At 72.1% G+C, this 20,930-nt stretch carries 23 protein-coding genes; 16 read left to right on the forward strand and 7 right to left on the reverse strand.

From position 1 onward, the window contains the following. The first annotated feature begins 26 nt into the window (after positions 1–26). The 9 genes from NX794_RS16425 (at position 27) to NX794_RS16465 (ending at position 8,110) form a co-directional block, all read left to right on the forward strand. Complete coding sequence (locus NX794_RS16425; RefSeq protein WP_258779302.1) at positions 27–671, forward strand: HAD family hydrolase; 645 nt, start codon at positions 27–29, stop codon at positions 669–671. Positions 672–764: 93 nt separating this feature from the next. Continuing rightward, positions 765–1,505 carry a VC0807 family protein gene (locus tag NX794_RS16430; RefSeq protein WP_258779303.1) on the forward strand — a complete coding sequence of 247 codons (741 nt, stop codon included), beginning with the start codon at positions 765–767 and terminating at the stop codon, positions 1,503–1,505. Positions 1,506–1,596: 91 nt separating this feature from the next. Next, positions 1,597–2,820: an MFS transporter gene (locus NX794_RS16435; RefSeq protein ID WP_258779304.1), complete on the forward strand. Its 1,224-nt coding sequence runs from the start codon at positions 1,597–1,599 to the stop codon at positions 2,818–2,820. Next, on the forward strand, positions 2,771–3,943 hold the full coding sequence (locus NX794_RS16440) for an acetoin utilization protein AcuC (protein WP_258779305.1): 1,173 nt from the start codon (positions 2,771–2,773) through the stop codon (positions 3,941–3,943). The genes NX794_RS16435 and NX794_RS16440 overlap by 50 nt, the downstream gene beginning before the upstream one ends. A 418-nt stretch (positions 3,944–4,361) precedes the next feature. After that, entirely contained in the window at positions 4,362–5,177 is an 816-nt protein-coding gene (locus NX794_RS16445; RefSeq protein ID WP_258779306.1) for a phosphatase, read from the forward strand. Between the two features lie 128 nt (positions 5,178–5,305). Continuing rightward, on the forward strand, positions 5,306–5,518 hold the full coding sequence (locus tag NX794_RS16450) for a helix-turn-helix domain-containing protein (protein ID WP_046417307.1): 213 nt from the start codon (positions 5,306–5,308) through the stop codon (positions 5,516–5,518). Positions 5,519–5,651: 133 nt separating this feature from the next. Next, positions 5,652–5,750: a 30S ribosomal protein bS22 gene (locus NX794_RS16455; protein ID WP_003948845.1), complete on the forward strand. Its 99-nt coding sequence runs from the start codon at positions 5,652–5,654 to the stop codon at positions 5,748–5,750. A gap of 195 nt (positions 5,751–5,945) precedes the next feature. After that, entirely contained in the window at positions 5,946–7,007 is a 1,062-nt protein-coding gene (locus NX794_RS16460; RefSeq protein ID WP_258779307.1) for an NAD-dependent epimerase/dehydratase family protein, read from the forward strand. A 14-nt stretch (positions 7,008–7,021) separates the two neighbouring features. After that, entirely contained in the window at positions 7,022–8,110 is a 1,089-nt protein-coding gene (locus NX794_RS16465; RefSeq protein WP_258779308.1) for a lysophospholipid acyltransferase family protein, read from the forward strand. 81 nt (positions 8,111–8,191) lie between these two features. On the opposite strand, the gene NX794_RS16470 is transcribed toward NX794_RS16465, so the two are convergent. From NX794_RS16470 to NX794_RS16480, 3 genes are all read right to left on the reverse strand, one after another. Next, on the reverse strand, positions 8,192–9,418 hold the full coding sequence (locus tag NX794_RS16470; protein WP_258779309.1) for a DUF5667 domain-containing protein: 1,227 nt from the start codon (positions 9,416–9,418) through the stop codon (positions 8,192–8,194). A 246-nt stretch (positions 9,419–9,664) separates the two neighbouring features. Further along, a complete protein-coding gene (locus NX794_RS16475; protein ID WP_258779310.1) occupies positions 9,665–10,447 on the reverse strand; it encodes an ECF subfamily RNA polymerase sigma factor, BldN family in 783 nt (260 codons plus the stop codon). A gap of 294 nt (positions 10,448–10,741) precedes the next feature. Beyond that, positions 10,742–11,671, reverse strand: coding sequence for an HAD family hydrolase (locus tag NX794_RS16480; protein ID WP_258779311.1), 930 nt, complete (start codon positions 11,669–11,671; stop codon positions 10,742–10,744). 128 nt (positions 11,672–11,799) lie between these two features. Here NX794_RS16480 and NX794_RS16485 point away from each other — a divergent pair, with 128 nt between their 5' ends. From NX794_RS16485 to NX794_RS16505, 5 genes are all read left to right on the forward strand, one after another. Continuing rightward, positions 11,800–12,081: a glutaredoxin family protein gene (locus tag NX794_RS16485; protein WP_258779491.1), complete on the forward strand. Its 282-nt coding sequence runs from the start codon at positions 11,800–11,802 to the stop codon at positions 12,079–12,081. A 281-nt stretch (positions 12,082–12,362) separates the two neighbouring features. Next, positions 12,363–13,139 (forward strand): redox-sensing transcriptional repressor Rex, encoded by a 777-nt coding sequence (locus NX794_RS16490; RefSeq protein WP_258779312.1) that lies wholly within the window; start codon positions 12,363–12,365, stop codon positions 13,137–13,139. Beyond that, positions 13,136–14,839, forward strand: coding sequence for a glutamyl-tRNA reductase (locus NX794_RS16495; RefSeq protein ID WP_258779313.1), 1,704 nt, complete (start codon positions 13,136–13,138; stop codon positions 14,837–14,839). The genes NX794_RS16490 and NX794_RS16495 overlap by 4 nt, the downstream gene beginning before the upstream one ends. Then, entirely contained in the window at positions 14,836–15,801 is a 966-nt protein-coding gene (hemC, locus tag NX794_RS16500; protein WP_258779314.1) for a hydroxymethylbilane synthase, read from the forward strand. Before NX794_RS16495 ends, hemC begins: the two co-directional genes overlap by 4 nt. Beyond that, entirely contained in the window at positions 15,798–17,507 is a 1,710-nt protein-coding gene (locus NX794_RS16505; protein WP_258779315.1) for a bifunctional uroporphyrinogen-III C-methyltransferase/uroporphyrinogen-III synthase, read from the forward strand. The genes hemC and NX794_RS16505 overlap by 4 nt, the downstream gene beginning before the upstream one ends. 58 nt (positions 17,508–17,565) lie before the next feature. On the opposite strand, the gene NX794_RS16510 is transcribed toward NX794_RS16505, so the two are convergent. Genes NX794_RS16510 through NX794_RS16520 form a run of 3 tightly spaced genes read right to left on the reverse strand, consistent with a single transcriptional unit; the run spans position 17,566 to position 18,754 of the window. Continuing rightward, entirely contained in the window at positions 17,566–17,754 is a 189-nt protein-coding gene (locus NX794_RS16510; RefSeq protein WP_258779316.1) for a DUF397 domain-containing protein, read from the reverse strand. Further along, positions 17,751–17,927 (reverse strand): DUF397 domain-containing protein, encoded by a 177-nt coding sequence (locus tag NX794_RS16515; RefSeq protein ID WP_258779317.1) that lies wholly within the window; start codon positions 17,925–17,927, stop codon positions 17,751–17,753. Before NX794_RS16515 ends, NX794_RS16510 begins: the two co-directional genes overlap by 4 nt. Beyond that, positions 17,924–18,754: a DUF5753 domain-containing protein gene (locus tag NX794_RS16520; protein WP_258779318.1), complete on the reverse strand. Its 831-nt coding sequence runs from the start codon at positions 18,752–18,754 to the stop codon at positions 17,924–17,926. The genes NX794_RS16515 and NX794_RS16520 overlap by 4 nt, the downstream gene beginning before the upstream one ends. Positions 18,755–18,898: 144 nt before the next feature. On the opposite strand from NX794_RS16520, the gene NX794_RS16525 reads away from it, so the two are divergent. Next, positions 18,899–19,444, forward strand: coding sequence for an ATP-binding protein (locus NX794_RS16525; protein ID WP_258779319.1), 546 nt, complete (start codon positions 18,899–18,901; stop codon positions 19,442–19,444). Here NX794_RS16525 and NX794_RS16530 read toward each other — a convergent pair. Beyond that, entirely contained in the window at positions 19,345–19,926 is a 582-nt protein-coding gene (locus NX794_RS16530; protein ID WP_258779320.1) for a TetR/AcrR family transcriptional regulator, read from the reverse strand. The two genes, NX794_RS16525 and NX794_RS16530, sit on opposite strands and share 100 nt — an antisense overlap. 69 nt (positions 19,927–19,995) lie before the next feature. Here NX794_RS16530 and NX794_RS16535 point away from each other — a divergent pair, with 69 nt between their 5' ends. Continuing rightward, the gene (locus NX794_RS16535; RefSeq protein WP_258779321.1) at positions 19,996–20,889 is read left to right on the forward strand and encodes an NADP-dependent oxidoreductase; all 894 of its coding nucleotides are present in this window, start codon (positions 19,996–19,998) and stop codon (positions 20,887–20,889) included. Positions 20,890–20,930 lie beyond the last annotated feature (41 nt).

Below are 20,930 nucleotides of genomic sequence, written 5' to 3' on the forward strand. Positions count from 1 at the left end.
ACTTCCGGGTCCTTTAGGGTCGAGCTATGCGCTATGACCTCATCATCTTCGACAACGACGGTGTCCTCGTGGACAGTGAGCCGATCTCCAACCGGCTGCTGGCCGGCTATCTGACCGAGCTGGGGCACCCGACGTCGTACGAGGACTCGATACGGGACTACATGGGCTCGGCGATGCACCGGATCCACGACCTGGTGCTGGAGCGGACCGGGCGGCGGCTCCCCGAGGACTTCGACGACGTCTTCCACGCCCGTGTCTTCGCCGCCTTCGAGCGGGAGTTGAAGCCGGTGGCCGGTGTCGCCGGGGTGCTGGAGAAGCTGGCGGCGGACGGGACGCCGTACTGCGTGGCCTCCTCCGGGAGCCATGAGCGGATCAGGGTCGGGCATCGGACGACCGGGCTCGACCGGTGGTTCCCGGAAGAGCGGGTCTTCAGTTCGCAGGACGTGGGCCGGGGGAAGCCGGCGCCGGACCTCTTCCTGTACGCGGCCGAGCGGATGGGGGTCGCCCCGGGGCGGTGCCTGGTGATCGAGGATTCGCCGCTCGGGGTGCAGGCCGCCGTCGCCGCAGGTATGGACGTGTACGGCTTCACCGCGATGACGCCCGCCGCCAGGCTCGCCGGTGCGGACCAACTGTTCGATGACCTGGGAGACTTGGCTGACCTGCTGGTATGACCCGTGGCATCGGGCGGGGCCTGACATTTGTCATGCGGACCTCCGGACGATCGTTTCTGTCGGCGGACCCCCCGCGGCGACGAAGCTGAGGGCATGACGAAGAACGCGGGGAACCAGGTCCAGAACCGGAAGCAGAAGAACAACCCGAGCATGCTGGAGAACTTCCGGCCGCTGCTCATCGACGTGGCGGTGCCGCTCGGGTCGTACTACGTCCTCAAGGACGGGGCCGGGATGAGCACCTTCGCCGCGCTCGCCTGGAGCAGCGTGGTGCCGGCGGCGCGGACCGGGTGGGGGCTGGTCAGGGAGCGGCGGACCAACGCGCTGGCCGCGCTCATCCTGGTGGTGAACGTCGTCTCGCTGCTGCTGAGCTTCGTCTCCGGTGACCCCCGGCTGATGCTCGCCAAGGACAGCGGGGTCAGCAGCACGGTCGCCCTCGGCATCCTGGTCTCCGTGGCGCTCGGGAAGCCGATGATGACCGAGGGCTTGAAGCCGTTCCTCGTCAAGGGCGACGCCGAGAAGGAAGCCGCGTGGGAGCGGCTCGTGTCCGGTGCGGCGACCGGGTCGGTGGCCTTCCGGAGCAGGGAGAAGGCGTTCTCGGTCGTGTGGGGTGTGGCGCTGTTCACCGAGTGCGTGGCGCGGATCGTGGGGGCGTACACGCTCCCCGTGGACACCATGGTGTGGCTCGGCTCGGTCATCCTGATCGGCACGATGGTGATCACCGTGCTGATCAGCGGCAGGGTGGCCGTGGTGCCGCTGGAGCGGCTGGTCGACGCCGAGGTGGCCGCCGGCCGGCCGCGGGAGGCGGAGCGGGCCGGGATGGCCGTCGCCGCCTGAGGACCGGCCGGTGGCGGAACGGCAAAGGTGAAGGAAATTCATCTTTGGCTGGACCTACCCACAGGTAGCCCGGGGCCCTACGCTCGCCGCCATGACAGATGTGCTGCGGCGCGGTAGGGCCTCGCTGGCGTTCGGGTTCTTCGCCCAGGGTGTCGCGTTCGCCCTGCTGGTGACGCGCATCCCGGCCATCCAGGACCGCTACGGCATCTCCGACGCCCTGCTGCCGGTCTTCCTGGCCGCCGTGCCCGTCCTGGCGGGCGTCGGCAGTGTGGCGACCGAGCACCTGGTGAAGCGGGTACGGCCCAGCCGGGTGCTGCGCTGGTCCCAGCCGCTGGTGCTGCTGGCGCTGCTCGGGGTCGGGGCCGGCGGACAGGGGCGGATCGCCGCGGTGGCCGTGGCACTCGGCGCGTTCGGGCTGGCCGTGGGGGCGCTGGACGCCTCGATGAACATGCTCGGGGTGAGCCTCCAGCGGTCGTACGGGCGCAGCATCATGCTCAGCTTCCATGCCGCGTACAGCCTGGGCGGGATTCTCGGGGCGTCGCTGGCCTGGGTGGGGGCGCACTGGGGGCTCGCGCTGTGGGTGTCGTACCTGCCGGTGGTGGCCGTGCTGCTGCCGGGGACGCTGATCGGGAGCCGGTGGTACGTCGACGGGCGGACGGCGGCTGCCGAGGACGGTGCCGGGGGGCCGGCGGGCGGGGCCGTGGTGTTCCGGCTGCTGCTGCCGCTGTGCCTGGTCATGACGTTCGCCTACATCGGCGACTCGACCGTCTCCAACTGGAGCGCGAAGTACCTGAAGGACGTGCTGGGCAGCTCGGAGCAGCTCGCGACCGTGCCGTACAACGTGTACATGGTGACCACGCTGGCGGGGCGGACCCTGGGGGACTTCGGGGTACGGCGGTTCGGCGCGGCGGCGGTCGTCCGGCTCGGTTCGCTGGTGGCGGCCGGCGGGTTCGCGGTGGTGGCTCTGGCGCCGGGGGCGTGGGTCGGGATGCTCGGGTTCACCCTGCTGGGGCTCGGGCTGTGTGTGCTGGTGCCGCAGACGTTCGCCGCGGCCGGGCGGCTGTTCCCGGGGGCCTCGGACGCGGCGATCGCGCGGCTCAACATCTTCAACTACGTGGGTTTCCTGATCGGTTCGCCCCTGGTGGGGGCGCTCGGGGACACCTGGAGCTACCGGGGCGCGATGCTCGTGCCGATGGTGTTGGTCCTGGTGACGCTGGGGTACGCCCGGTCGTTCGCCGCTCAACCGGACCGATACGGTGGCGGGCATGAGCGGCCGCGCACAGCTGATGTGGGACGAGGCAGTAACGGGCTATGACTTCGGGTCGGACCATCCGATGGATCCGGTCCGGCTGGAGCTGACCCGGAAGCTGGTCGGCGCCTTCGGGCTCGACCGGGAGATGGACGTCGTCGCCGCGAAGCCGGCCGGGGAGTCGACGCTGCGGCTGGTCCACCGGGAGGACTACATCGACGCCGTGAAGGCCGCGTCCGCCGATCCGCGGTCGGCGCGCGGGGCGTACGGGCTCGGGACGACCGACGACCCCGCCTTCGCCGGGATGCACGAGGTGTCCGCGCTGATCGCCGGGCAGTCGGTGGGGGCCGCGGAGGCGGTGTGGCGGGGGGACGCGGACCACGCCGTGAACTTCGCGGGCGGGCTGCACCACGCCATGCCCGGGGGCGCGTCGGGGTTCTGCGTCTACAACGACGCGGCGCTGGCCATCGCGCGGTTGCTGGAGCTGGGGGCGGAGCGGGTCGCCTACGTGGACGTGGACGTGCATCACGGGGACGGGGTGCAGGCGGCGTTCTGGGAGGACCCGCGGGTACTGACGATCTCGCTGCACGAGCATCCCGGGACCTTGTTCCCGGGGAGCGGGTGGCCGCAGGAGACGGGCGCCGGGGCGGGGGAGGGGGCCGCGGTGAACGTGGCGCTGCCGGCCGGTACCGGGGACGCGGGGTGGGTACGGGCGTTCCACGCGGTGGTGCCGGAGCTGCTGGCCGGGTTCCGGCCGCAGGTGCTGGTGTCGCAGCACGGGGCGGACACGCACTTCGAGGACCCGCTCGCGCATCTCGCCGTGTCGTTGGACGCGCAGCGGGCGGTGCAGGTGGCGTGTCACGAGCTGGCGCACGAGTACGCGGACGGGAAGTGGATCGCGCTGGGCGGGGGCGGTTACGCGGTGGTGGAGGTCGTGCCGCGGTCGTGGACGCATCTGGTGGGGATCGCGGGGGGTCGGCCGGTCGCTCCGGAGACGGTGATTCCGGAGGGGTGGCGGCAGGAGGTGTTCGCGCGGACGCGGGAGTTGGGGCCGCGGCGGATGACGGACGGGCGGTGGCCGGTGTCGTGGGTGTCCTGGGACGCCGGGTACGATCCCGCGGACCGGTTGGACCAGGCGGTGCTCGCCACGCGCCGGGCGGCGTTTCCGCTGCGGGGCCTGCTGCCGTGACCGTCCCAGGGGGCTCCGCCCCCTGGACCCCCGTTTGCCCACCCGCCCACCCGTCTCGGTCGGCTGGATGGATGCCGATAACGCTCGTCGGGGCTCGGTCGGCCGGAGGCGGCCGTCGTGGCGCTCCCGGTTCGGTCGGCTGGAGGGGCCGGGCGGGTTGTGGGGCTCGGGCGGCTGGAGGGATCGGTCGGGCTGTGGGGTTCGGTCGGCTGGTGGGGCCGGGTGGGTTGTGAGGCTCGGTCGGGCTGTGGGGCTCGGTCGGCCGGTGGGGCCGGGCGGGCTGGGGGGCTCGGTCGGTCGGGCAGGTGCCGTGGCGCCCGCCGCCCGCCACCCGCCGCCCGGCGGCCGTTAGCCCGACCGTGCGGGATTCCCGGGGTTCTCGTGCCCGGTGTCGAGCCAATGCGTCACCATCGCTCTCGTGTTGACCCCTGATGCCCTGCGTGCCCACCTGCTGGAGGCCCGGCTCGCCGGGGTGGTCGGGACCGGTCGGGAGGGGAGTCTTCGGCGTTATCGGCTGTTCGCGGCGCGGGATCCCCGGGTGTTGATCGGGATTGATCCGGAAGGGTCGTGGACCGGACCGGAACTGCTCGCGTTGATGGCGGAGAGGTGCGGGGTTTCGGCCGATCCCCGGCATACTTCGGGAGCGGATGTGATCGACCCGGCGCTGACGCTGGCCGCGCTGGACGCCTTCGCGGCCCGGATCGGTGAGGTGGCGCGGCGCGGCGGGCCGGTGCTGTTCGGCACCGGGCATCCGGAGCGGCTGCTCGGCTTCTACGCCGGCTTGGCGGACGCCCTGTCGGCGGCGGGATGTGAGGTTCTCACCCCCGCGCAGGGTCGCTGTGTCGACATATTGACCCGGTTCGGTCTACGTACGCACCGACTCGACTACGTACGGGGGATTGCCCTGGTGCGGGAACCGGAAGCCGGGCGCCCCGGTGGTGAGCCGGGTGTCCACAGCCATTCCCCGCTCCCGGTTCGGGTCGCGCTGGAGGCCGCGGCGGAGTCCGGAGGGCCGCTTCCCGAGCTGGTGGTCGGGGACCACGGGTGGCTCTGCGGCGCTGGTCAGCTGGGGTTCGCGGCGATCGGGCCGGCCGACAGCGACGATCCCGCGCCGTTCGTGGGGGAGGCGGAGGGACGGGTGGCTGTCACCGTTCCGGTTGCCGACGGGGCCCGGTCCGACCACTACCTGCCACTGGCCCGCTACGTACTCGAACAAGCCCGTCTGTCCCGGTAGCCGATGATGGGTGCACCTCTTCCCCACTCGCATCACCCGCCCCTACATTGGGGAGTGAGCACGCAACGACGAAGAGTCACCGGAAGGGGAAGCCGGTGGCCGTCGAGTGCGGAAGGTGCAGGTGTGTCATGGCTGCAGCTGGCGAAAGGCCTCTGAACGAGGTCCAGTTCCTGACCGTGGCGGAGGTAGCCACGGTGATGCGAGTGTCCAAGATGACCGTGTACCGGCTGGTGCACAGCGGTCATCTGCCCGCGATCCGGGTGGGGCGGTCGTTCCGCGTCCCGGAGCAAGCGGTACACGAGTACCTCCGTGACAGCTATGTGGGGGTGGAAACCGCCTGACGGCGCTTCCGGAAGAGCCCGGAACACCCTCGATTACGACCTCGGCGCTCGGTTGGGTAGGCTAGCCCCTCGTAGGTCGTGTGGGCCCATGGCGCCCAAACAACCGAGTGATGAGAAGTGAGCGAGGGTAGTCGTGGGCTCTGTTATCAAGAAGCGGCGCAAGCGGATGGCCAAGAAGAAGCACCGCAAGCTGCTCAAGCGCACGCGCGTTCAGCGTCGCAACAAGAAGTAAGCGGCGCCGCCAGGCGTGCCCCTGTGGCCCCCCACCGACCGACGGTGGGGGGCCACAGGCATCTGGGGACTTTCGGTCAGGTCGCGTATCGGGGGTCGTCACAGCGCGACGGCGAACCGCTAAGTTGGCCGCACACGGGAACGCGGGGTACCGGTAGCGCGGGACGCGGGTTACGCGGGAAGGAAGGCGCTGGTCTTGGCGAAGGTCGTGCTCGTCACCGGAGCGGCCCGGCAGCTCGGCGGCCGGTTCGTGCGGAGCGTCCAGCGGGATCCGGGAGTCGAGCGGGTGATCGCCGTGGACGCGGTGCCGCCGGCCCACCCGCTGGGCGACGCCGAATTCGTCCAGGCCGACATCCGGCAGCCGGGCATCGCCCGGGTGCTCGCGGAGACGGGCGCCGACACGGTCGTCCACATGGACGTGACGGGTACCGCCCTGGCCGGCGGCGGCCGGGCCTCGGTCAAGGAGACCAACGTCATCGGCACCATGCAGCTCCTCGGCGCCTGCCAGAAGTCGCCGGCCCTGCGGCGGCTGGTGGTGAAGTCCAGTACGAACGTCTACGGGTCCGCGCCGCGCGACCCGGCCGTCTTCACCGAGACCACCGCGGCCAAGTCGCTGCCCAGCGGCGGCTTCGCGAAGGACGCCGTGGAGGTCGAGGGGTATGTGCGCGGCTTCGCCCGGCGGCGCCCGGACGTCGCCGTCTGCGTGCTGCGGTTCGCCAACATCCTCGGTCCCGACGCGGACACCCCGCTCGCCTCGTACTTCTCACTGCCCGTCCTGCCGACCGTGTTCGGCTACGACCCCCGGCTCCAGTTCGTGCACGAGGACGATGTCGTCGAGGTGCTGCGGCTCGCCTCGCACGAGCCGCGCCGGGGCACGCTGAACAGCGGCACCTTCAACATCGCCGGCGACGGCGTGCTGCTGCTCTCGCAGTGCTCCCGGCGGCTCGGCCGCCCCACCGTGCCGCTGCTGCTGCCCGCGGTCACCTGGGCCGGCTCGTTGGTCCGTACGCTGGGTATGACGGACTTCTCACCCGAGCAGATCCGGCTGCTCACCCACGGGCGGGTGGTGGACACCGTCCAGATGCGCGAGACGCTCGGCTTCACCCCCACCCACACGACCGCGGAGACGTTCGCGGACTTCGCGCGCGGGCAGGGCCCGGGGCTGCCGCCGCCGGAGACGCTCGCGGGAGCCGTCGACCGGGTCGCCGCGCTGGCCGCGGGGAACCCGGGCCGGCCCACGACGCACAGCGCCAACTGAGGAGAGCGGCAACGATGGCGGACGCCAAGGTCATTCCGTTCGACGACGACCGGTCGCGCGGGAACGCCGGGCAGCGCCCGGCCCGCCGCCGGGCTCCGGGCGGCCGGCGCGCGGGCGGCGAGGGCGCGCGGGCGCGCGGGGCCGGGGACGCCGGGGAACTGGGGGAGGTGCAGTCCCTGCCGGGCCGGGGCCCGGCGCGGGAGGACGGTGCCGTGCGCCGCGAGGAAAGCCGCGAGGACGGGCCGGCCGAGCCGGCGGGCGGTGGCGGTCTGGAGGCCCGGGTGGCGGCCGGGCTGGCGTTCCTGCGGCGCCGGCTCACCGGGGAGTACGACGTCGACGACTTCGGTTACGACGAGGAACTGACCGACCAGGTCCTGATGTCGATGCTGCGGCCGGTGTACGAGAAGTACTTCCGGGTCGAGGTGAAGGGCGTCGAGAACATCCCGGCGAAGGGCGGGGCGCTGATCGTCGCCAACCACTCCGGGACGCTGCCGCTGGACGGGCTGATGATGCAGGTCGCCGTGCACGACCACCATCCGGCCGGGCGGCACCTGCGGCTGCTCGCGGCCGACCTGGTCTTCGTGCTGCCGGTGGTCAACGAGCTGGCCCGCAAGCTCGGGCACACCCTGGCCTGCGCGGAGGACGCGGAGCGGCTGCTGGCGCAGGGCGAGCTGGTCGGGGTGATGCCCGAGGGGTTCAAGGGCATCGGGAAACCCTTCAGCGAGCGGTACAAGCTCCAGCGGTTCGGGCGGGGCGGCTTCGTGTCGACCGCGCTGCGGCAGGGGGCGCCGATCATCCCCTGCTCGATCGTCGGGGCCGAGGAGATCTACCCGATGATCGGCAACGCCAAGACGCTGGCCCGGCTGCTGGGCTTCCCGTACTTCCCGCTGACCCCGACGTTCCCCTGGCTGGGGCCGCTGGGCGCGATCCCGCTGCCGACGAAGTGGACGATCCAGTTCGGGGAGCCGATCCACACGGACGGGTATCCGCCGGAGGCGGCCGAGGACCCGATGCTGATGTTCAACCTGACCGACCAGGTGCGCGAGCAGATCCAGCACACGCTGTACAAGCTGCTGGTGCAGCGTCGCTCGGTGTTCTTCTGACCCTTGTTCACGACGAAGGGGCGCCCCGCTCGGGAAAGGGGCGCCCCTTCGCGTGCCGTACCGGCCGCGGTCAGACCGGGGTCACTCGGCGTCCTCGCCGTCGATGCCCAGGCCGGGCAGCAGGCCCGGGAGCAGCGGGGGCAGGGTGACGTCCGGGGCCGCCGGGGTCGGGGCCTTGCCGGACGGGGTGGTGCCGTCGCCGCCGAGCTTCGGGGGCTGGAGCAGACCGCCGGTGTCGCCGCCGATCAGACCGTCACCGCCGCTGCCGGTGGCCGGACCGCTCGGGTCGCCGGTGCTGCCGTGCTTGCCGGCGGACGGGGAGTGGCCGCCGGCGCTCGGGGTGGTCGACCGGTGGGTGCCGGAGCTGCCCGTGGACGCCGAGCCCGGACCCCGCCGCTTGCCGTCGCCGGGCCGGCCCGACGGCTGGGGCAGCAGCGACTGCAACGGGGCGACTTCCTGGTCTATGGCCTCGAAGACCGACGACACCTGGTCTCTGACGTCCCCGAGCTGCACGGGCAGCTTGTGGCTGACCGCGCTCCACGCCTCGCGGTGGGACCGGGAGAAGCTGGACAGCGCCTGGATGGGGCCCAGCGACTGGGGGTCGGCCTCGTACGCCGCGTGCAGCAGGCGGTGGCCCTCGGCGACGTCGTGCCGCATGCCGGACAGGGTGCGCCGGATCTCGCCGATGGACTCGTGGTCGAGATGGCCGCCGCGCCCGCGGTCCAGCAGCCGGCGGGCCTCGCTGAGCCGGGTGGAGGCCTGGTCGAGGTAGGTCTGGCCGCGCTGGTCGTCGCCGTCGGCCAGGTAGTTGAGCTTGAAGTCCTCGATGCCTCGCTTGAGCCCGTACAGCGAGTCGCCGGGCAGCGCGTCGGAACTCGCGGCGGCGACCCCGCCGAAGGCCCCGGCGGCCACGCCCACGCTCAGCCCGCCCGCCGCGAGCCCCTTGGTCAGCCGGGAACGCGGTCTGAGCTTGCCCAGCGGGCTGGCCCGGTGCGCGCCCTTGGCCTTGCGCTGTTCCGGTACCGACGCGTTCGTCGCCCCCGCACCCTCCCGGAACATGGCCTCCATCGCGGCCACCAGCTGGGCGCGCTGGACGACCTTGACCTCCGGGTCGAGCTCCGGCTTGGGCAGCTCGCCGAGTCCGGCGGCCAGGGTCAGCAGCGCACCCTGCTCGGTCCGCTCCTCGGCGGTCGGCGGTGAATCCGCCGCCGCCGCGGGCTGCTCGGCCGCCGGGTCCCGGTCGGACTGCTCCTCCAGGGCCTGGGCGAAGGCGTTCGCCCGCCGGTGCGCCGATACGTTCGCGATCACTGGCGGCACCTCCTCTCGTCATGACGGTCGACTCCCCAGGGGGTCCTGAGGGTTGCACGCCCGCGACCACTTCACACGATCGAGCGATCAGGGTCGGCCAGGACGTGACCACAGGGAGCCTGTATCCCGCACAACGACTGGCGCGGCACTTGGGTTACGGACGCCGGACGATCGACTCGGAAACACAACACGCATTCACGCGAAGTGAGTTGAGTGTCGCCCTGAGTGGCACGCGGGCCGCCCGGCTCAGCGCGCGTCGTCCGGCAGCAGCCGGGCCAGGGTGCGTACGGCACGGTACTGGAGGGTCTTGATGGCACCCTCGTTCTTGCCCATGACCCGGGCCGTCTCCGCGACCGACAGCCCCTGGAGGAAGCGCAGCGTCACGCACTCCTGCTGCTGCGGGTTGAGCCGGCGCACGGCGTCCAGCAGGGCGGCGTTCGACAGCGACTCCAGGACCGAGTCCTCCGGGGAGCGCTCGACCTCGTTGGCGTCCAGCATCTCGCCGGTGGTGACCTCCAGCCGGAAGCGGCTGGACTTGAAGTGGTCGGCGACGAGGTTGCGGGCGATCGTCACGAGCCAGGCGCCGAAGTCACGGCCCTGCCAGGTGAAGGTCCCGATTCTGCGGAGCGCCCGCAGAAAGGTCTCGCTCGTGAGGTCCTCGGCGGTGGCCTTGCCGCCCACGCGGTAGTAGATGTACCGGTAGACGGTGTCGTTGTACTGGTCGTAGAGCCGTCCGAAGGCCTCGGCCTCGCCGGCCTGGGCGCGTTCGACCAGGTCCATCATCCGGGCGCTGTCGCTGTCCGCGGCGGGCCGGCGGGCGGTCGTGGCGCCGGTGGAGCGCCCTCGTCTGCCGACCGCGGCGCCGCCGTCGGCCAGTGCGTAGCACGGGCCTACGGGCGCGGCGGCGGCGAAGGCGGGGACGGCGTACGCGGCGGTGGGGACGAGACCGCGCAGCGTCTCTTTGACCGTCGCGACCGTCGCGCGCAGCGTAGCCAGGCCCGAGGCGTCAACCCCGACGTGTGGGTACACGGGACTCCCAGAGGCAGAGCTTCCATCACGTGCAGTGCGGGACCTTTCACCCGTCGTGGCGACGGAGGGGTACCGGATTGCGTCTGAGGAGAATAACGCTTCGTGCAGGCGCTGCTACACCGAGTTGCTCAAATCATCGATTGCGTCGCTTCTGTAACCGATTGACGTCCGATCGGGTGCCCTAAGTTGATCGGTTGTTGAGCGGAAGGCGACGGGTTTGGGTGAAGTCCAGGGCAAGTTGAAATGGCCCCGGCATAATTCGTGCGCGCGGGCCGGCGGGCGTGCGACCGGGTCCTAGCGACGCCGTCGGCTTATGGCGATGGCCGCCGCGGTGCCGCCGGCGACCGCTCCGACGCCCGCCGCCGCGGGGATGCCCACCTTGGCGGCCTTGCGGCCGGTGCGGTAGTCCCGGAGCCGCCAGTCCTTCTCGCGGGCGTGCCGGCGCAGCTTGGCGTCCGGGTTGATGGCGTAGGGGTGGCCGACCAGCGAGAGCATCGGGATGTCGTTGTGGCTGTCGCTGTAGGCCGCGCAGCGCGCGAGGTCCAGCCCCTCCGCCGAGGCCAGCGCGCGGACCGCCTCCGCCTTCGCGGGCCCGTGCAGGGGCTCGCCGACCAGCTTGCCGGTGTAGACGCCGTCGACGGACTCCGCGACCGTGCCGAGGGCGCCGGTCAGGCCGAGGCGCCGGGCGATGACCTGGGCGATCTCCACGGGGGCGGCGGTGACCAGCCACACCTTCTGGCCGGCGTCCAGGTGGGCCTGGGCCAGGGCGCGGGTACCGGGCCAGATGCGGTCGGCCATGTACTCGTCGTAGATCTCCTCGCCGATCGTCTCCAGTTCGGCGACGCGGTGGCCCTTGACGATGGAGAGCGCGGAGTCGCGGGCGTCCTGCATGTGCTCGGGGTCCTCGACGCCGGCCAGCCGGAACCAGGCCTGCTGCCAGGCGAACCGGGCCAAGTCGCGGGTCTCGAAGAACTTCCGCTTGTACAGGCCCCGCCCGAAGTGGAACAACGCCGCGCCCTGCATCACGGTGTTGTCCAGGTCGAAGAAGGCGGCGGCCTTGGTGTCGCCGAACACCGGGAACTCGGGTTCCGCCGCGGCGGGCCCGGCTGTCTCCAGCGCCTCCTGGGAGGATTTGCGGGCGGCCTCCGCCGAGGCCTCGCCTGCCAACACGCTCCGCGCCGTGGCGGAGCGCCTACGGGGAGTGAGCCATCCGAGAGCGGCCATGTCGTGAGCATAGCCAGTACCCCGGGTGCTTCCGGAGTCGAGAGGTTGGCAGGGCGTGAACTCTGCGCGACCCGCCGTTGAAGGGGGCGCGGGGCATGGGTCGGGCCGTGCCCGGCCCGCGCGGGAGAATGGCCGGCATGAGCCCCCTCTTCCGACGCAAGGCCGAGCCCCGTGAGCGGCTGGTCACCCTGGTCCGCAAGCCCGGCTGCCATCTGTGCGACGACGCCCAGCTCGTCGTCGAGAAGGTGTGCGGCGACCTCGGCGTGCCCTGGGAGCCGAGGGACATCACCGAGGACGCGGCGCTGCACGAGCGGTACTGGGAGCAGATCCCGGTCGTCCTGATCGACGGTGAACAGCACACCTTCTGGCGCGTGAACGAGGAGCGGCTGCGCCGGGCACTGACCGACTAGTCCAAACTCGGCCGGAAAGTCGCTTAGGATCGACGGCGGTTTGGTCTCGGGGGCGGGATTCGTGAGGAGTGTGTGCGGTTTTGCCCCCAGTAATGAAGGGACATCGGTGTGTGCCCGTCGGTTCCCGGCCAGGGTGGCGAAGGCGCGTGACCCCGGTCACTTCTGCCGGGCAAATCGGACACCATCTTTGTGCACGCGTTCACAAAGACATAGCCTGCTGTCGACGGGGCGGTCCGGGGACGTATGACCGCCTGCAGCCCCGCTCTACCCGCAGGAGCACCGTGGCAACTGGCCGAACACACCGACCGGCGACCCGTAGCCGAGGGATTCCCGAGGCCACCGTCGCCCGGCTTCCGCTGTACCTCCGCGCGCTGACCGCACTGTCGGAGCGCTCGGTCCCCACGGTCTCCTCCGAGGAACTGGCCGCGGCGGCGGGGGTCAACTCCGCCAAGCTGCGCAAGGACTTCTCCTACCTGGGCTCCTACGGAACGCGCGGTGTCGGCTACGACGTGGAATACCTCGTCTACCAGATCTCCCGCGAACTCGGCCTGACCCAGGACTGGCCCGTCGTCATCGTCGGTATCGGCAACCTCGGCGCGGCCCTCGCCAACTACGGCGGCTTCGCCTCCCGCGGCTTCCGGGTCGCCGCCCTCATCGACGCCGACCCGGCGATGGCGGGCAAGCCCGTCGCCGGCATCCCGGTGCGGCACACCGACGAACTCGAGAAGATCATCGAGGACAACGGCGTCTCCATCGGCGTCATCGCCACCCCGGCCGGCGCCGCCCAGCCGGTCTGCGACCGGCTCGTGGCCGCCGGTGTCACCTCGATCCTGAACTTCGCGCCGACCGTGCTGACCGTCCCGGACGGCGTCGACGTGCGCAAGGTCGACCTCTCCATCGAGCTGCAGATCCTCGCCTTCCACGAGCAGCGCAAGGCCGGCGAGGAGACCGCCGCCGGCGACGGCGCCGTACCCGCCGCCACCCCCCGGGGCACGGCCGCCGACGGCTCCGCCGACCAGGGACCCGACGGGGACGTGCCCGCCGTGATGCCGGCATGAGCCTCCTCGTCGTCGGACTGAGTCACCGCAGCGCCCCGGTCAGCGTGCTGGAGCGGGCCGCGCTCGCCGTGGACGCCCAGACCAAGCTGCTGCACGACACGGTCGCCGCCGAGCCCGCCACCGAGGCCGCGGTGCTCGCCACCTGCAACCGCATCGAGCTGTACGCCGATGTGGACAAGTTCCACGCCGGTGTCGCCGAGCTGTCCACGCTGCTCGCCCAGCACAGCGGCGTCGGCCTGGAAGAGCTGACCCCCTATCTGTACGTGCACTACGAGGACCGGGCCGTCCACCACCTGTTCTCGGTGGCCTGCGGACTGGACTCGATGGTCGTCGGCGAGGGCCAGATCCTCGGCCAGATCAAGGACTCCCTGGCCCGCGCCCAGGAGCTGCACACCGCCGGCCGGCTGCTGAACGACCTGTTCCAGCAGGCCCTCCGGGTCGGCAAGCGCGCCCACTCCGAGACCGGCATCGACCGCGCCGGGCAGTCCCTGGTCACCTTCGGCCTGGAGCAGCTCGCCGCGGGCGGGGACGTACAGGGCTGGGCGGCCGGCCGCCGGGCGCTGGTGATCGGCGCCGGATCGATGTCGTCGCTGGCCGCGGCCACCCTCGCGCGCTGCGGGATCGCCGAGGTCGTCGTCGCCAACCGCACCTTCGAGCGCGCCGAGCGCCTCGCGCGGATACTCACCGAGGGCGACGACACCTCCGTGGCCGCCCGCGCGGTGCGGATGGACGCGGTGCCCGACGAGCTGACACGTGCCGACGTCGTCGTCTCCTGTACCGGGGCGACGGGCCTGGTGCTCACGGCGGACGCGGTCGCACGGGCGGTCGAGGACCGCACCGGGCGGCCCGTCGCCGACACCGCGACCCCGGCAGCCGCGCCCGAGGAGCCCGCGCAGGCCGAGGCGGCGCTCGCGCCGGCCGGCACCGGCGCGGACGAGAACTGCCCGCTGGACCTGGCCGCCGCGCAGTCCGGGTTCTCCGTGCTCGGCGAGGCCGCCGTGGCCGGCATGGACGCGGCCACCCTGGAGCAGCACGCGGCCTGGGTCGCGGGCGGCACGGTCGACCGCCGCGAGCGCCGTACCCCCGAGGCGGACGCCGAACTGATCTCCGCGCTCGCCGCGACCGCCGCCACCGCCGGCCGCATCCCCGAGCTGCGCAAGCCCGAGCCGCTCGCCGTGATCCCCCGGCCCGCGCCCGCCCTCTTCCTCCTCGACCTGGCCATGCCCCGCGACATCGACGCGGCGGCGCACCGGCTGGCCGGGGTGCGGCTGGTGGACATCGAGTCCCTCGCCGAGGCCTCCGCCGACGCGCCGATGGCGACCGACGTGGACCAGGTCCGGCGTATCGTCTCCGACGAGGTCGCGGCCTTCGGCGCGGCACAGCGGGCGGCCCACATCACGCCGACCGTGGTCGCGCTGCGCACCATGGCCGCCGACGTCGTCGCCGGCGAGATCACCCGGCTCGACGGCCGCCTGCCCGACCTGGACGCACGCCAGCGCGGCGAGATCCGGCAGGCCGTGCACCGGGTCGTGGACAAGCTGCTGCACGCGCCGACCGTACGGGTCAAGCAGCTCGCGGCCGAGCCCGGCGGCGCCGGGTACGCGGACGCGCTGCGCACCCTCTTCGACCTCGACCCCGAGACGGTCGCCGCCGTCTCCCGGGCCGAGGACAGCACAGACGACAAGGACCGACCGGCATGACGGAGAAGGCACTGCGACTGGGGACCAGGCGGAGCAAGCTCGCCATGGCCCAGTCCGGCCAGGTGGCGGAGGCGGTCCGGCAGCTGACCGGGCGGCCCGTCGAGCTGGTCGAGATCACCACCTACGGCGACACCTCCCGCGAGCACCTCGCGCAGATCGGCGGCACCGGCGTCTTCGTGACGGCGCTGCGGGACGCGCTGGTGCGCGGTGAGGTCGACTTCGCGGTTCACTCGCTCAAGGACCTCCCGACCACCCAGCCCGAGGAGCTGGTCCTGGCCGCCGTACCGGTGCGCGAGGACCCCCGGGACGCGATCGTCGCGCGGGACGCGCTGAAGTTCACCGACCTGCCGCGCGGGGCGCGCATCGGCACCGGTTCGCCGCGCCGCATGGCGCAGCTGAACGCGTACGCCCGCGCCCACGGACTGGACATCGAGACGGTCCCGATCCGCGGCAACGTCGACACCCGGATCGGATACGTCCGGGCCGGGGAGCTGGACGCGGTCGTGCTGGCCGCCGCCGGGCTCCACCGGATCGGCCGGATCGACGAGGTGACCGACCTCCTGTCGGTCGACACGGTTCTGCCCGCCCCCGGCCAGGGGGCACTGGCGATCGAATGTGCCGCGGACCGCGCGGACATGATCGCGGCGCTCGGCGAGCTCGACGACCCGTTCACCCGGGTCGCCGTCACCGCCGAGCGGTCACTGCTCGCCGCCCTGGAGGCCGGTTGCAGCGCACCTGTGGGCGCGCTGGCCGACGGGGACTTCCGGGGCGACGGGCAGACTGTCAAGGAAATGCGCCTGCGGGGCGTCGTCGGCACGACCGACGGCACTCGTACGGTGCAGCTGTCCACCACCGGTCCCGTGCCCCAGGCGCACGACCAGGCGCTGGCACTCGGTCGCGAACTCGCCACCGAGATGCTCGCCCAGGGCGCGGCCGGTCTTATGGGGGAGCGAGCACGATGAGCCCCACCACTCTGCCCGCCGGTCCGGAACACGGTCACGTCACCTTCCTGGGTGCCGGACCCGGGGATCCGGGACTGCTGACTCTGCGCGCCGTGGAGGCGCTGTCGCACGCGGACGTCCTGGTCGCCGAGCACGAGGTGCTCGACGTGATCCGGACGCACGCCCGACAGGGTGTCTCCGTCGTACGGACGGACGCCGATCCCTCCTCGGTCGCGCCGCCGGGCACGGGCACGCCGCAGCTCACGGTCGTTGACGGCACGTCAGCGCCCGCCGCTGTCCCGCCCCCTGCCCGGGATGCCGCTCATCTTGTCATGGAGGCCGTGCGGGGCGGCAGGCGGGTCGTCCGTGCGGTCTCCGGGGACCCGGGACTTGATACGGACGCGGCCGGCGAAATGCTCGCCTGCGCCGCCGCCGGTGTGCCCTTCGAGGTCGTACCGGGTGTGGCGGCCGCGGTCGGCGTGCCCGCCTACGCCGGTGTGCCGCTGCGGGACGCCGAGGGCGCGGACGTCCGGTTCGTGGACGCCCGGACCGCCTCCGACCGCTGCTGGGCGGAGGTGGGCGCGTCCGACGGCACGGTGGTGGTGTCGACGACGCTCGACTCCGTGGCCGCGGCGGCCGGCGAACTGGTCGCCGCGGGCCGCAAGCCCGACACCCCGCTCTCCGTCACGGTCGCCGGTACGACGACCCGGCAGCGCACCTGGACGGCGACGCTCGGCACCATCGCGCAGACCCTCAAGCAGGCGAAGGTGCTGCCGTCCCCGGACGGCGGGCGCCCGGTGATAGCCGTGGTCGGCGAGCGTTCCGCCGCCGCCCGGCGCGACCAGCTGTCGTGGTTCGAGTCCAAGCCGCTGTTCGGCTGGAAGGTGCTCGTGCCGCGCACGAAGGAGCAGGCGGCCTCGCTCTCCGACCAGCTGCGGTCCTACGGCGCGGTCCCGCACGAGGTCCCGACCATCGCGGTGGAACCGCCGCGCACCCCGCAGCAGATGGAGCGGGCGGTCAAGGGCCTGGTCACCGGACGCTACGAGTGGATCGCCTTCACCTCGGTCAACGCGGTCAAGGCGGTGCGCGAGAAGTTCGAGGAGTACGGCCTCGACGCCCGCGCCTTCGCCGGGATCAAGGTGGCCGCGGTGGGCGAGCAGACCGCCAGGGCGCTGATCGCCTTCGGCGTGAAGCCGGACCTGGTGCCGAGCGGCGAGCAGTCCGCGGCCGGCCTCCTGGAGGACTGGCCGCCCTACGACCCGGTCTTCGACCCGATCGACCGGGTCTTCCTGCCCCGCGCGGACATCGCCACCGAGACCCTGGTGGCCGGACTGATCGAGCTGGGCTGGGAAGTGGACGACGTCACCGCCTACCGGACGGTGCGCGCCTCGCCGCCGCCGGCCGACACCCGGGAGGCGATCAAGGGCGGCGGCTTCGACGCGGTGCTCTTCACCTCGTCCTCCACGGTCCGCAACCTGGTCGGTATCGCGGGCAAGCCGCACAACGTGACGGTGATCGCCTGCATCGGTCCGGCGACGGCCAAGACGGCCGAGGAACACGGGCTGCGCGTCGACGTCATGGCCCCGGAGCCGTCCGTCCACAAGCTGGCGGAGGCCCTGGCCGACTTCGGCCTGAAGCGCCGCGCCGCCGCCCTGGAGTCGGGCGACCCGGTCACCCGCCCCAGCGAACGCCGCCCCGGCGCCCGCCGCCGCCGCTCGACCACCTGAGATACGGCGGAGTGCCTCTTGCCACCGAGGCACTCCGCCGGTCTTCCTCTGTGTTCCGTCAGCGCTGGACGGCGTAGGGGAGGAAGGTCGCCCAGGTGGTGGGGGTGAGGGTGAGGCGGGGGCCGTGGGGGTTCTTGGAGTCACGGACGAGGATCTGGTCGGGGATGGTGGCGACCTCGATGCAGTCAGGCCCCTCAGGCGTGCTGTAGCTGCTCTTCGCCCAGATCAGGGTAGGTGCGGGGGTCATTTCTCTCCAGCCGCGTAGGGGAGGAAGGTCGCCCAGGTGGTGGGGGTGAGGGCGAGGCGGGGGCCGTCGGGGTTCTTGGAGTCGCGGACGAGGATGTGGTCGGGGGCGGTGGCCATCTCGACGCAGTCGGGTCCGTCAGGCGTGCTGTAGCTGCTCTTTATCCAGTGGGTCATTCTTCTCCCAGCACTTTCTCGATGAAGGCCAGTGACTCCCGGGGGGTGAGAGCCTGTGCGCGGATGATCCCATAGCGCATGTCCAGCACCTGGGCTTCCTTCGGTTCGTTGATCACACGGCTGACGAGCTGGACCTCGTTGTGTCCAACGGTGCTCCCGTCCTGCAGCCGCAGCAGCCTGAACGAACCCGCGAGACCGGCGTTGTCCTCGCGGTCCAGAGGCAGGATCTGCAAGTCGACGTTCCTGAACCGGCCGAGTGCCAGCAGGTGTTCGAGCTGCCTTCGCATGACCATGGTGCCACCGATGGGACGACGCAGCGTCGACTCGCACTGGACGAAGCTGAAGACTCGCGGCGGCGCTTCAGCGAGGATGTCCTGACGAGCCAGGCGCGCCGCCACTTGCTGCTCCAGCGCCTCTTCCGTGAACGCGGGCCGCCGGGTGGCCATCGACGCGCGCATGTACTCTTCCGTCTGCAACAGCCCCTGAATCACTGAGTTGTTGTAGGCGCACAGCTCGACCGCCTCCGCCTCCAGCTTCTTCAAATCCCGGACCTTCTTCGGGTAGCGGATCTCCGCCAGGTCCTCCTTCATCGCGGCGATCTTGCCGCCCGCGTTCAGGGCCGTGTCGGCCGCGTCCAGGTACTCCGGCCGGGGAATGCGCCGCCTGCGCTCCACGGAGGAGACCAGTTCCTCGCCGTACCCGATCGCCGTCCCGAACTCCGCCTGGGTGAGGCCGGCCGCCTCCCGCCACAGTTTCAGTTGCCGTGCGACGGTGCGGATCACCGCTCCGGCCTCGTCGTCGTCCGGCTCCACGTTCCAGTCGCTCATGTCCGCCGCCTCCATGCCGCGCCCCTTCCCCGGTCCAACCCGTCACGCCGGTCATCGGTCACCCCGTACGGCCCGGACACAGCCGGACGTCGGGCGGACAGCCACTGCCCGCACGGGGTGCCGTACTTCACAGGCTAAGCACGCATGGCCACGCTGAGTCACGTGAATGAGCGAATCTCCACCCACCGCGACACGGAACGCGAGTTCTTCGTGCCGCTCTCCGCAACCCGGCGCGGCGCCCGGCTGGCCCGTCTGCTCGCGACCGAGCAACTGCGCTCCTGGGGGCTGCCGTTGGACCCCGCCCGGCTGATCGTCGCCGAGCTGGCGGCCAACGCGGCGCTGCACGGCAAGGTGCGCGGCCGGGGCTTCCGGGTCACGCTCTCGAACATCGACGCGCGGGTCCTGCGGATCGAGGTGACCGATCCCCGGGGTGATCGGCTCCCGGTGAAGGGGGCTGCCGCTGATGGGGTCGGCGAGTCCGGGTACGGGCTGTTGCTGGTCGAGCAGTTGGCGGATCGTTGGGGTGTGCGGGAGGGGCCGGTGCCGTGCAAGACGGTGTGGGCGGAACTGGATCTCGCCGTCACCGGGGATCAGGCGGCGGAGCCGGTGACCTCCCAGGCCGCCTCGATCATCCCGAAGATCTCGTCCACCGCCGCTTCCGGATCGTCGGCTTCCCGGGCCAGGGAGTAGGCGTCGATCGCGAACCGGGCGATGGTGCGGCAGGCCGTGGCGGTCCGGGACAGCTCCGGGTCGGCGGCGATGGCCGTCGCCAGTGACGCCGCGTGGCGCAGCCGCATCGACTCGTCGTACTCCCGCAGGGCCGGTGTCTCCTCCACCAGGCGCCAGACCGGGGCCGCGTCGTCCGCCGTGCAGTGCCGTACCAGGGCGTGGATCTCGCGGCGCAGGGCGGGCATGAGCGGCTCGTGCGGTGCCCGGTCGGTGACCGCCCGGATCAGGCCTCGCTCGAAGTCCTCGTCCTGTTCGAAGACGAGGGCCTCTTTCGAGGCGAAGTGGGCGAAGACCGTGGTGACGGCCACGTCGGCCGCGGCGGCCACGTCCCGGATGCCCACCGCGTCGTAGCCGCGTTCCAGGAAGAGCCGCAGGGCGGTGTCGGCGATCTTCCGGCGGGTCGCGGCCTTCTTGCGTTCACGGCGTCCGGGCGGCTCGGTCATGGCCCGAAACTAGCAGGTTCGAAAAGCTAACCGTTGTGAAAAGCTAACGGTTAGGGTTATGTTCGGGGCATGAGAAAAGTGAGCTTCGCCGAGTTCGGTGGTCCGGACGTGCTGCGGTTGATCGACGCCGAGGAGCCCCACGCGGGCCCGGGGCAGGTGCGCGTCGCCGTGCGGGCGGCGGGTGTGAACCCCGTCGACTGGAGAATCCGGGAGGGCCAGGTCCTCGGCGCCCATCCCACCGAACTGCCCTCCGGGGTCGGTCTCGACGCCGCCGGGGTGGTGGACGAGGTCGGCGCGGGTGTCGAGGGGGTCGAGATCGGGGACCACGTGTTCGGTGAAGGCGTCGGCACCTACGCCGAGTTCGCCGTGCTGTCGGCCTGGGCCCGGATACCCGAGGGACTGACATTCGAGGAGGCCGCCGGCTACCCCTCCGTGACGGAGACCGCGCTGCGCATCCTCCGCGAGGCCGGCGTGCGGCCCGGCCAGACGCTGCTGGTCAGCGGCGCCGCCGGGGGAGTCGGCTCGGCGGTGCTCCAGATCGCCCGCGAGCGCGGCATCACGGTGATCGGCACGGCCGGCGCCGCGAACCAGGACTACCTGCGGGGCCTGGGCGCGCTCGCCACCACGTACGGCGACGGCTGGACCGAGCGGGTCCGGGCGCTCGGGCGGGTGGACGCGGCGCTCGACCTGGCCGGCTCGGGCGTGATCCGCGAACTCGTCGAGCTGACCGGCGACCCGGGGAAGGTGATCTCCATCGCCGACCTCGACGCGCCGCGGCACGGTGTCCGGTTCTCCGGCGTGGCCGGGAGCGTGCCGGACGCGCTCGCCGAGGCCGCCGACCTCATCGTCCGGGGCAGGCTCCACATCCCGGTCGAGAAGGTGTACCGGCTCACCGAGGCCGCGGCGGCGCACGCCGACAGCCAGGCCGGGCACGCGCGCGGACGGCGGGTCATCGTCCCCTGAGCAGGGCCCGCGGGGCCGACAGGGCGTCGGCATCGGGGGCC

This window comes from Streptomyces pyxinicus (genome assembly GCF_024753135.1).
Lineage (GTDB): Bacteria > Actinomycetota > Actinomycetes > Streptomycetales > Streptomycetaceae > Streptomyces > Streptomyces pyxinicus.

Coding starts and splice junctions, on each gene's coding strand:
- NX794_RS16430 (WP_258779303.1), top strand. CDS start 765: ATGACGAAGAACGCGGGGAACCAGGTCCAGAACCGGAAGCAGAAGAAC.
- hemC (WP_258779314.1), top strand. CDS start 14,836: ATGACGGAGAAGGCACTGCGACTGGGGACCAGGCGGAGCAAGCTCGCC.
- NX794_RS16525 (WP_258779319.1), top strand. CDS start 18,899: ATGGCCACGCTGAGTCACGTGAATGAGCGAATCTCCACCCACCGCGAC.
- NX794_RS16495 (WP_258779313.1), top strand. CDS start 13,136: ATGAGCCTCCTCGTCGTCGGACTGAGTCACCGCAGCGCCCCGGTCAGC.
- NX794_RS16520 (WP_258779318.1), bottom strand. CDS start 18,754: ATGAGCGACTGGAACGTGGAGCCGGACGACGACGAGGCCGGAGCGGTG.
- NX794_RS16485 (WP_258779491.1), top strand. CDS start 11,800: ATGGCCGGCATGAGCCCCCTCTTCCGACGCAAGGCCGAGCCCCGTGAG.
- NX794_RS16515 (WP_258779317.1), bottom strand. CDS start 17,927: ATGACCCACTGGATAAAGAGCAGCTACAGCACGCCTGACGGACCCGAC.
- NX794_RS16510 (WP_258779316.1), bottom strand. CDS start 17,754: ATGACCCCCGCACCTACCCTGATCTGGGCGAAGAGCAGCTACAGCACG.
- NX794_RS16535 (WP_258779321.1), top strand. CDS start 19,996: ATGAGAAAAGTGAGCTTCGCCGAGTTCGGTGGTCCGGACGTGCTGCGG.
- NX794_RS16450 (WP_046417307.1), top strand. CDS start 5,306: ATGGCTGCAGCTGGCGAAAGGCCTCTGAACGAGGTCCAGTTCCTGACC.
- NX794_RS16440 (WP_258779305.1), top strand. CDS start 2,771: ATGAGCGGCCGCGCACAGCTGATGTGGGACGAGGCAGTAACGGGCTAT.
- NX794_RS16465 (WP_258779308.1), top strand. CDS start 7,022: ATGGCGGACGCCAAGGTCATTCCGTTCGACGACGACCGGTCGCGCGGG.
- NX794_RS16435 (WP_258779304.1), top strand. CDS start 1,597: ATGACAGATGTGCTGCGGCGCGGTAGGGCCTCGCTGGCGTTCGGGTTC.
- NX794_RS16530 (WP_258779320.1), bottom strand. CDS start 19,926: ATGACCGAGCCGCCCGGACGCCGTGAACGCAAGAAGGCCGCGACCCGC.
- NX794_RS16480 (WP_258779311.1), bottom strand. CDS start 11,671: ATGGCCGCTCTCGGATGGCTCACTCCCCGTAGGCGCTCCGCCACGGCG.
- NX794_RS16505 (WP_258779315.1), top strand. CDS start 15,798: ATGAGCCCCACCACTCTGCCCGCCGGTCCGGAACACGGTCACGTCACC.
- NX794_RS16425 (WP_258779302.1), top strand. CDS start 27: ATGCGCTATGACCTCATCATCTTCGACAACGACGGTGTCCTCGTGGAC.